The sequence below is a fragment of the Streptococcus sp. CCH8-H5 genome (genome assembly GCF_001556505.1).
Taxonomy (GTDB): domain Bacteria; phylum Bacillota; class Bacilli; order Lactobacillales; family Streptococcaceae; genus Streptococcus.
Genome location: NZ_LSIZ01000111.1, coordinates 24,881 through 30,880 on the forward strand (window position 1 = coordinate 24,881; position 6,000 = coordinate 30,880).

8 protein-coding genes are annotated in these 6,000 nt (G+C 40.2%); all 8 read left to right on the top strand.

Annotation, left to right across the window (positions count from 1 at the left end):
• Positions 1 to 77 precede the first annotated feature (77 nt).
• The 8 genes from AX663_RS08200 (at position 78) to rpsI (ending at position 5,878) form a co-directional block, all read left to right on the top strand.
• On the top strand, positions 78 to 1,751 hold the full coding sequence (locus AX663_RS08200) for a hypothetical protein (RefSeq protein WP_060973209.1): 1,674 nt from the start codon (positions 78 to 80) through the stop codon (positions 1,749 to 1,751).
• Between the two features lie 47 nt (positions 1,752 to 1,798).
• A complete protein-coding gene (rlmB, locus tag AX663_RS08205; RefSeq protein ID WP_060973210.1) occupies positions 1,799 to 2,542 on the top strand; it encodes a 23S rRNA (guanosine(2251)-2'-O)-methyltransferase RlmB in 744 nt (247 codons plus the stop codon).
• Positions 2,543 to 2,544: 2 nt separating this feature from the next.
• A complete protein-coding gene (locus AX663_RS08210; RefSeq protein ID WP_060973211.1) occupies positions 2,545 to 3,060 on the top strand; it encodes an NYN domain-containing protein in 516 nt (171 codons plus the stop codon).
• 8 nt (positions 3,061 to 3,068) lie between these two features.
• The gene (locus AX663_RS08215; RefSeq protein ID WP_060973212.1) at positions 3,069 to 3,929 is read left to right on the top strand and encodes a DegV family protein; all 861 of its coding nucleotides are present in this window, start codon (positions 3,069 to 3,071) and stop codon (positions 3,927 to 3,929) included.
• Positions 3,930 to 4,080: 151 nt separating this feature from the next.
• Positions 4,081 to 4,551: a hypothetical protein gene (locus AX663_RS08220; RefSeq protein WP_060973213.1), complete on the top strand. Its 471-nt coding sequence runs from the start codon at positions 4,081 to 4,083 to the stop codon at positions 4,549 to 4,551.
• A 9-nt stretch (positions 4,552 to 4,560) separates the two neighbouring features.
• Positions 4,561 to 4,761 (top strand): helix-turn-helix transcriptional regulator, encoded by a 201-nt coding sequence (locus tag AX663_RS08225; RefSeq protein ID WP_002886373.1) that lies wholly within the window; start codon positions 4,561 to 4,563, stop codon positions 4,759 to 4,761.
• A 250-nt stretch (positions 4,762 to 5,011) separates the two neighbouring features.
• The gene (rplM, locus tag AX663_RS08230) at positions 5,012 to 5,458 is read left to right on the top strand and encodes a 50S ribosomal protein L13 (protein ID WP_002886374.1); all 447 of its coding nucleotides are present in this window, start codon (positions 5,012 to 5,014) and stop codon (positions 5,456 to 5,458) included.
• A 27-nt stretch (positions 5,459 to 5,485) separates the two neighbouring features.
• Entirely contained in the window at positions 5,486 to 5,878 is a 393-nt protein-coding gene (rpsI, locus tag AX663_RS08235; RefSeq protein WP_002888293.1) for a 30S ribosomal protein S9, read from the top strand.
• The last annotated feature ends 122 nt before the right edge of the window (positions 5,879 to 6,000 follow it).

Consider the following 6,000-nt stretch of genomic DNA (forward strand, 5'->3'; position numbering starts at 1 on the left):
ATAAAACTAATTTGACAGAAAGTAAAAAAAAAGTCTATAATATTAATAAATGAGACCATCTAAAAATGAGGAGGTGAATGGAAATAGCTAAGAAAAAAGTTTTCTATACAACTTTTGCTGCTTTGATTTTATCTAGCTTTACGCTTCAAACAGGTAAAGCAGATGAAGTTCAGGTAAAATCTGATGAAGCTAAAATAGATTATGTTAATAGTGAGGCACCGACTCCAGTTGCTCCTCAAGCTGATCTTTCATCGGTAGGAGCTAAGGCAGAGCCAGCGAGTCAAGTAAGTTCAGTAGTGACCTCAACGTCACTGATGGTTGTCTCTTCAAGTGAGACAGATGAGGGGCTTCTTGAGGTACATTCTCAAGTTGATATCGTGGAGACTAGCGTTTCTACGACGACACCTCATTCAGAAGAGGCTCGTGCCCAAGCTTTTGGTGAGGATCGATCAGTAGCGGCGTCTGAACGAGGAGATGCAAACCCAACATCTGATTCTGAACAAGCTAAACCAAATATTGTGCTTACTTATGATAAGTCTCGTGAGGCTACAGCGACTGCAGAGTCACAAGCTGTGACTTCAATGTACAAGAGTGAAAGTACACTATATACATCAGAACTTGCTGGAAATACACATGATGTTATTGAAAAATCAGAGTATTCTTCATTGGATTCTCATAAGACATCTGTAAGTGCAACTCCTACTAGCCAAGCTATTGCAACTTCTGAAGTCGCTTCTGAGTCTGCAAGCACTGCTAGCTCTCTTGCATCTACGGCTCCAGAAACGAGTCAGTTAAATAATAATTCAGAAGATAGCTTAACTGTCCTCACGATTGGTTGGAAAGATTCATCATCAACTTCTGAGGTCTTTGAAACTTCTGAAGTGGTTTCTATGTTGCAAAGTGAGAGTTTGACCTATTCGTCAGAGGTAACCTTTACGGATGGACTTATCTCAGAAATCTTAGCGACTCCAATCACTTCTGAAGTATACACCGTTGTTCCAAAACGAGATAGTACTGGAGCGCTTCTTGAAGATCAATCTGCTGTTACAGGGAATACAGACATTCTTTATTTAGCACGTGGTGAAATCTTTAACGTCAATTTTGATGTTAACAAGATGGAAGGTAAGAAGATTAAGGGGCTTAATCTAGTCCTTGATGGTAAACAAATTCATCATAGTTACTTTGTTGAAGGAACTCTGGATGAGGTCAATGCTGGTTTGAGTGCCTACCATTTGGCAGAACAAACGACTGGCATTCATAAAATGACCTTTGAGTTGATTGATACGAATAATAATATTCATTACCTTACACAAACTTTCAGTGTCTTCAATGAAGGTGAGCGTCCAGTGACACCGGATAGCTACCGTAGGAATCAGTATTCATCAACGACAACAACGACTATACCGGTTACTTATAATACCAGTGCAGATAACTATACTGAGACTGCCAATCATATACAAGCTACGGCTGTTAATGAGTTGGCTGAGACAACTAGAGCGTTAACACAGCAATTAGCAGAACAAATTGCTGAGGTTTTGAGTGGTTGGTCTTCAGCGATTTCTGGAAATAGTTCGACAAGCACAGGTTCAATTGATATCTTCCAAGCAGCAGGTAAAACCATTACTCAAGCTGCGAGAAAGATTGCAGAATCAATCTCAGATCCAGATACAATTGGTAAGCAAGCTTTGGCTGCTGCAACTGTTGTTCTAGTTCTCCTAGTGCTTTACCTAGCAGCAATTACATTTATTTAACATGCTTTGCCCTCGTAAGAGGGCTTTTTTTATGATAGAATTAGCTTATGAAAACAACTAAAGAAACAAGTCTAGACATTGTTTATGGTGTGCACGCCGTAACAGAGAGTCTAGAAGCAAATACTGGTAATAAACTCTATATTCAAGATGATCTTCGAGGTAAAAATGTTGATGCCATTAAGGCCTTGGCAGCTGAAAAGAAGGTTTCCATCTCTTGGACACCTAAGAAAACCTTGTCTGATATGACAGGTGGGGCTGTGCATCAAGGTTTTGTTCTTCGTGTGTCAGAGTTCGCTTATTCTGAGCTCTCAGTTATTATGGATAAGGCTGAACAAGAGGAGAATCCTTTAGTCCTCATTTTAGATGGACTTAACGACCCTCATAACTTTGGTTCTATCCTACGTACAGCTGATGCTACTCAGGTGACAGGAGTTATTATTCCTAAGCATCGTGCTGTGGGGGTAACACCTGTCGTTGCCAAGACATCAACAGGGGCCGTGGAGCATATTCCCATTGCCCGAGTGACTAATCTTAGCCAAACTCTTGATAAGCTTAAAGAAGCAGGCTTCTGGGTGTTTGGAACGGATATGGATGGGACCCCATCTCATAAATGGAATACAGCTGGAAAGGTTGCCCTTATCATTGGTAATGAAGGTAAGGGAATCTCTGCTAACATCAAGAAACAAGTGGATGAGATGATTACTATACCCATGAGTGGTCATGTGCAGAGCCTTAATGCCAGTGTGGCAGCAGCAGTTCTCATGTATGAAGTTTATCGAAACCGATTGTAACTATGAAAAAAAGAATACTTCTAGTTGATGGTTATAATATGATTGCCTTTTGGCAAGAAACCCGTCAACTCTTTAAGACCAATCAGCTTGATGAAGCTCGTGAAACATTGCTTCGTAAGCTCAATCATTATGCTAACTTTGAACATATTGATATTATCTGTGTGTTTGATGCCCAGTTTGTTCCAGGAAGTCGTCAGCGTTATGATCAGTATCGTATCAGTGTTATTTTTACTGAGGAAGATGAGACAGCAGATAGCTATATTGAGCGCGCAGCGGCTGAGATGAATACTGTTCAAAATTTAGTTGAAGTAGCAACTAGTGACTTAAATGAACAGTGGGCTATCTTTTCACAAGGAGCTTTGCGTGTTTCGGCGCGTGAGTTGCAAGAGCGTGTCAATACTGTTAAGTCTGACTTAGACAAGATGTCGGCACATATTGACTTAAAGACACCAAAACTACGTCCATGGGACGATGCACAATTAGGGAAATTACAGGACCTTTTAAATGAAATAGAATAGAGGGACATATGACATTTAACATTTTGACAGATTCCACAGCAGATCTAGATGAAAAATGGGCTCAGGAGAATAAGGTAGAGCTCGTTGGTTTGACCATCACGCTTGATGATATTGCCTATGAGACCGTTGGTCCTAACCGTTTAACGAGTGACCGTCTCTTAGAACGTATGCAAGAAGGCAGTCAGCCCACCACAAGCCAGGTGAATGTTGGTCAATTTGAAGAGGTTTTTCGTCGTCATGCTAAAAATGGTGATGCTCTTCTCTATATTGCCTTCTCATCAGTGCTTTCAGGTACTTATCAAAGTGCTGTTATGGCGCGTGACATGATTTTGGATGAATACCCAGAAGCTGTCATTGAGATTGTAGATACTCTAGCGGCAGCAGGTGGGGAAGGTTATCTCTCTATCTTGGCGGCAGAAGCTCGTGACCAAGGTAAGAGCTTATCTGAAACGAAAGCTATGATTGAGGACATTCTGCCACGTTTACGGACTTATTTCTTAGTTGATGATCTCTACCATTTGATGCGTGGGGGTCGCCTTTCTAAGAGCTCAGCCATTATTGGTAGTTTGATTAATATCAAACCTCTCCTTTGGTTAGATGCTTCAGGCAAGTTGGTTCCTCTGGCCAAGATTCGTGGACGTAAAAAAGCTATTAAAGAAATGGTCCTACAAGCTACTCAGGATATTGGACATAGCACAGCAATTGTCGCTTATGCCAATGATATTGAAGCTGCGGAGAATCTAAAACAGGACTTGTTAGCAGTTGACGGCATTGAGCAAGTTCTCATTATGCCACTTGGGCCAGTCATCTCTACCCACGTCGGACCAGATACCTTGGCCGTCTTCACGATTGGTAAAGAAGCTAGATAGAAAAGTGTCAGATAGGATTTCCTATCTGATTTTTTGTTTTCTGAAATGATAGATTAATAGAATATAAAAAGATAATCTATACAAAATGAATGATATATTTGACATAACGTAAAATAATGCTATAATGAATCTAGAAAATGGAGGAAACAAAATGAAGAAGTCAAAGAAAAAAGTAGCTAGCACGATGGATGAACGTGCTCAGTTGATCAGCGGAGAATCTTCTGCTAGAGGTTATTGGATAGCCATGCTTGGTATGTTTGTAACGATTATGGTTGCTAGTAAGACACACTCCGTCGAATTAGTGCAGTCACTATTGATCATCACTTTCTTTGGTTCTATGTGCCTAGTATTAGTTCACAGCGTATCACGTAATGGGCATCCATGGTTGCTAGACAAAAAACTTGAGAAGAAGATGCTTATAATTTCCTGGGTAATGTGTTTTTTGGGAATTTTTATATTGCTAATGGGCCTCTTAAGTCTATTTCAGTCGTTTAAGATAGGGAAGAATCTTATGAGTAGTGTAGCATTTTTGACATTGGGTTTGACCCTTATTTGTGACTGCTGGGTTATTATTAAAAGAATCAAGAAGAACCGTCTGGAAGAACAGGAAGACGAAGAGTAGGTTTTTTAAATGAAAAATTTAAAAATGAAGTCAGCACGTGTAGCAAAGGATCTCACTCAACAGGGGTTGGCAGATGCTATAGGAGTCTCTCGTCAGACTATCTCAGCTATTGAAAAGGGAGACTACAACCCGACTATAAATCTGTGTATTGCTATCTGCAAAACTCTGGACAAAACTTTAGACCAGCTTTTTTGGGAATCTGAGGATTAATTTGTACCCCCTTAGAGGTTAATTAGGTATGATTTCTAGTCTTACACCTTATAAAATTAGAGACTAAAAAAATACAAAAAATAAAAGAAAAACACCTCCAAATGACTTGCCTTGGACGTGTTTTTTTGATATTATGTTAAACGGTATTGTTTACCCCATTTGAAAGGCCCCGGAACCTTCCAAATACTTTTCGATGGGAAGGAACACCCATCACTCGTAAACAAAAATCGAACTATATATAGGAGAAATCATGAACAAAACAACATTTATGGCTAAACCAGGCCAAGTTGAACGTAAATGGTATGTCGTTGACGCAACTGATGTGCCACTTGGACGTCTTTCTGCAGTAGTTGCTAGCGTACTTCGCGGAAAAAACAAACCAACTTTCACACCACACACTGATACAGGTGACTTCGTAATCGTTATCAATGCTGAAAAAGTTAAATTGACTGGTAAAAAAGCAACTGATAAGATCTACTACACTCACTCAATGTACCCAGGTGGATTGAAACAAATCTCAGCAGGTGAACTTCGTTCTAAAAACGCTGTTCGTTTGATTGAAAAATCAGTTAAAGGTATGCTTCCACACAACACTCTTGGACGCGCACAAGGTATGAAATTGAAAGTCTTCGTTGGCGGTGAGCACACTCACGCTGCACAACAACCAGAAGTACTTGATATCTCAGGACTTATCTAATTCTAAGAGGAAAGGAGCACTAATATAATGGCACAAGCACAATATGCAGGTACAGGACGCCGTAAAAACGCCGTTGCACGCGTACGTTTGGTTCCAGGTACTGGTAAAATCACAGTTAACAAAAAAGATGTAGAAGAATACATCCCACACGCAGACCTTCGTCTCGTTATCAACCAACCTTTCGCAGTTACTTCAACTGAAGGTTCATACGACGTACACGTTAACGTTGTAGGTGGTGGATACGCTGGTCAATCAGGTGCGATCCGTCACGGTATCGCTCGTGCACTTCTTCAAGTAGATCCAGACTTCCGCGATTCATTGAAACGCGCTGGACTTCTTACTCGTGATGCACGTATGGTTGAACGTAAGAAACCAGGCTTGAAGAAAGCTCGTAAAGCATCACAATTCTCAAAACGTTAATCAATACGATACTATCAACGTTTACAGACATTCAAGAATTTTCTCTTGGATGTCTTTTTTGTATGACAAATTGTAAAATATAGTGCAACAAAAAAACTCATAGCGTTTCATTGGTGTAAACT

What these genes read in the sequence shown, in the direction of transcription:
- rlmB (WP_060973210.1), top strand. Translation starts at nt 1,799, where the DNA reads ATGAAAACAACTAAAGAAACAAGTCTAGACATTGTTTATGGTGTGCAC.
- rplM (WP_002886374.1), top strand. Translation starts at nt 5,012, where the DNA reads ATGAACAAAACAACATTTATGGCTAAACCAGGCCAAGTTGAACGTAAA.
- AX663_RS08225 (WP_002886373.1), top strand. Translation starts at nt 4,561, where the DNA reads ATGAAAAATTTAAAAATGAAGTCAGCACGTGTAGCAAAGGATCTCACT.
- AX663_RS08210 (WP_060973211.1), top strand. Translation starts at nt 2,545, where the DNA reads ATGAAAAAAAGAATACTTCTAGTTGATGGTTATAATATGATTGCCTTT.
- AX663_RS08220 (WP_060973213.1), top strand. Translation starts at nt 4,081, where the DNA reads ATGAAGAAGTCAAAGAAAAAAGTAGCTAGCACGATGGATGAACGTGCT.
- AX663_RS08200 (WP_060973209.1), top strand. Translation starts at nt 78, where the DNA reads ATGGAAATAGCTAAGAAAAAAGTTTTCTATACAACTTTTGCTGCTTTG.
- AX663_RS08215 (WP_060973212.1), top strand. Translation starts at nt 3,069, where the DNA reads ATGACATTTAACATTTTGACAGATTCCACAGCAGATCTAGATGAAAAA.
- rpsI (WP_002888293.1), top strand. Translation starts at nt 5,486, where the DNA reads ATGGCACAAGCACAATATGCAGGTACAGGACGCCGTAAAAACGCCGTT.